Genomic DNA, 1,705 nt, shown 5'->3' with positions numbered 1-1,705 from the left:
TGTAGCGGCAAAGCGGTAATGTCCGGTTTTAGCAAAGCAGAAATGTCCGCCTGAGGCGCTCTTCATGGTATTCAGCCTGCCCGGTTGAACACGATGGAGACGCCAGAGGATGGCTAAATCCAAGGTCATTACAGTCAGCATGCAGGAATTAGACAGGCTCAAGACGGTCCAGGCCGTGATGGATGGTCAGTTGCGGCCCGGCGTGGCCGCCGAACGGTTGGAGATCACCGACCGGCAGTTCCGGCGGTTGCTGGAGCGCTATCGGCAGGAAGGACCGTCTGGACTGGTCTCGCGCAAGCGCGGCCGGCCCCCCAACAACCGCCTATCGGCCGATCGTGAGGCCGCAGCGCTGGGCCTGATCCGCGAGCATTACGCCGACTTTGGCCCGACCCTGGCCGCCGAGAAGCTGAGCGAGCGTCATGGGCTGACGCTGTCTAAGGAAACGATTCGCCGGCTGATGATGGTGGCCGGACTGTGGGTGCCACGCAAACAGCGGCCACCCAAGGTCTACCAGCCACGCAACCGCCGCGCGTGTCTCGGTGAACTGATCCAGATCGACGGCTGCGATCACCGCTGGTTTGAGGATCGCGCGCCGGCCTGCACGCTGCTGGTCTATGTCGACGACGCCACCAGCCGGATCATGGAGTTGCACTTTACCCATTCGGAGGCGACCTTCACATACTTCGCCGCAACGCGCGCCTACCTGGAGCGCCACGGCAAGCCGGTGGCGTTCTACAGCGACAAGGCCAGCGTGTTTCGGGTCAACAAACAAGGGGCGACCGGCGGCGACGGCCACACCCAGTTTGCCCGGGCCTTGTTCGAGCTGAACATTGAGGGCATTTGCGCCAACAGCAGCCAAGCCAAGGGCCGCGTCGAACGGACCCACCTGACGTTGCAGGATCGCCTGGTCAAGGAACTGCGCCTGCGCGGCATCAGCACCATGGAGGCCGCCAACGCCTTCATGTCGGAATTCATTGCGGATTACAACGCGCGCTTTGCCAAGGTACCGCGCAACAGCCATGATGCCCATCGACCACTGCGAGCGGATGAAAACCTGGACCTAGTCTTTACCTGGCGCGAGCCGCGGTGTGTGTCCAAGAGCCTGACGATTCAGTACGACAAGATGCTCTACCTGCTGGCCGATACGCCAGAGCATCGGAAGCTGGCTGGGCGCTATATCGACGTCTATCACTATCCGGACGGCAGGATTGAGCCAAGGGCGAATGGCGCTGCCCTGCCCTACACCATTTATGACCGACTGTCAGAAATCGATCAAGGCGCCATCGTCGATAACAAGCGGCTCGGAGCTGTGCTGCAGATGGCGCAATATGTCCAGGAGAAACGCGACAACACGCGATCGCTCTCTTTGCCTGCCACGGAAGGCGTTGTCCGCAAGCGTGGACGACCACCAGGCAAGAAGTCGCAGCGCTCGCTGGATCAGAACGATATGTTGGAAGCGCTAAAACGCTTACAGCGGCAACCGTGGCCGCTTAACGGAACCGAGAACTGATTTCTGTTTGCGACTGGTAATGCACATCCGCCCTGCTGGCATGACAGCTTCACCCCGAGCTGGACTCAATCGTGTCAGGCCAGCACCAGCGCCCGACGGGAACCCCAAAAACAGATCAGATAAAGCTGAAATGACACCGGAAAACCGGACATTTCAACTTTGCTGGCGCCCGGACATTTCAACTTTGCCTGGACA

The 1,705-nt window shown here is 60.2% G+C and carries 1 protein-coding gene; it reads left to right on the top strand.

Annotated features, from left to right (window positions below; all coding sequences use genetic code 11):
* The first annotated feature begins 109 nt into the window (after positions 1 to 109).
* Positions 110 to 1,510: an ISNCY family transposase gene (locus tag VSR71_RS34920; RefSeq protein WP_342917898.1), complete on the top strand. Its 1,401-nt coding sequence runs from the start codon at positions 110 to 112 to the stop codon at positions 1,508 to 1,510.
* Positions 1,511 to 1,705 lie beyond the last annotated feature (195 nt).

The organism is Cupriavidus oxalaticus (assembly GCF_038900635.1).
Classification (GTDB): domain Bacteria; phylum Pseudomonadota; class Gammaproteobacteria; order Burkholderiales; family Burkholderiaceae; genus Cupriavidus; species Cupriavidus oxalaticus_B.
Note: the sequence above shows the minus strand (reverse complement) of the source record. Positions and strands in the feature narration are given on the sequence as shown.

Coding starts and splice junctions, on each gene's coding strand:
- VSR71_RS34920 (WP_342917898.1), top strand. CDS start 110: ATGGCTAAATCCAAGGTCATTACAGTCAGCATGCAGGAATTAGACAGG.